The following is a 1,054-nucleotide window of genomic DNA, read 5'->3' on the forward strand; positions in this document are numbered from 1 at the left end:
TCTAGAGCGGTTCCTGATTTGACGGAATCGAAGGGGATTCCGGATCAGTCGGTTTTGTGATTCAAGATGCTGGCTGGAGTGGAGGCCAGCATCGGATGACGCGACCTCTTTCGGATGATCTTCGCGAACGTGTTGTAGCGGCGGTTTTGGGTGGCGAGAGCCGCCGGTCGGCCGCGAAACGGTTCGGCATTTCGGTTTCGGCGGCGGTGAAGTTGTTGCAGCGCCATCGGGCGACTGGCTCGGTTGCGCCTGGCAAGATGGGCGGACATCGCAAGAGGGTGCTGGAGCCGCACCGTGCCTTCATCGAGGCGCGTGTGCGTGAGACGCCGCATCTGACACTGCATGGTCTGAAGGATGAGTTGGCCGCACGCGGGGTCAAGGTCTCGCACAACGCGGTCTGGATGTTCTTGAGGCGCGAGGGCCTGAGCTTCAAAAAAAACGCTGTTCGCCCTTGAGCAGGCGCGCGCTGATATTGCCCGCAGGCGTCAGCGATGGCGCTCTTGGCAGGCCGGCCTCGATCCGCAGCATCTGGTCTTCATCGACGAGACCTGGATCAAGACCAACATGGCTCCGCTGCGCGGTTGGGGGCCGAAGGGCGAGCGGCTGCGCGGCTTGGCCCCGCACGGCCACTGGCGCACGCTGACCTTCCTCGGCGCGCTGCGCTGCGATAGGCTCGCGGCACCTTGCGTCTTCGACGGGCCAATCAACGGCCAATGCTTCCGCGCCTATGTCGAGCAGCAGCTCATCACCGTGCTGAAACCCGGCGACATCGTCGTCATGGATAATCTGGGAAGTCATAAGTCGGCGGCCATCAGGCAGATGATCAAGGCGGCCGGCGCCAGGCTTTGGTACCTACCGCCCTACTCCCCAGACCTCAATCCGATCGAGCAGGCCTTTGCCAAAATCAAACACTGGATGCGCCAAGCTCAGAAACGTACCGTCGACGACACTTGGCGCCACATCGGCCACCTCGTTGAAACGATCGAGGCAACCGAATGCAACAACTACTTCGCAAACGCCGGCTACGCTTCCATCAAAACGTGAAAGGCTCTAG

At 61.4% G+C, this 1,054-nt stretch carries 1 protein-coding gene; it reads left to right on the forward strand.

Translation table 11 applies throughout. The features are described from left to right. Positions 1–95: 95 nt before the first annotated feature. A protein-coding gene (locus NKJ28_RS32940; RefSeq protein WP_352638600.1) for an IS630 family transposase occupies positions 96–1,044 on the forward strand; the annotation gives its coding sequence in 2 pieces (ribosomal slippage) (positions 96–431 and positions 433–1,044; 948 coding nt in all). Positions 1,045–1,054 lie beyond the last annotated feature (10 nt).

Source organism: Mesorhizobium sp. M0145, assembly GCF_040322355.1.
Lineage (GTDB): Bacteria > Pseudomonadota > Alphaproteobacteria > Rhizobiales > Rhizobiaceae > Mesorhizobium.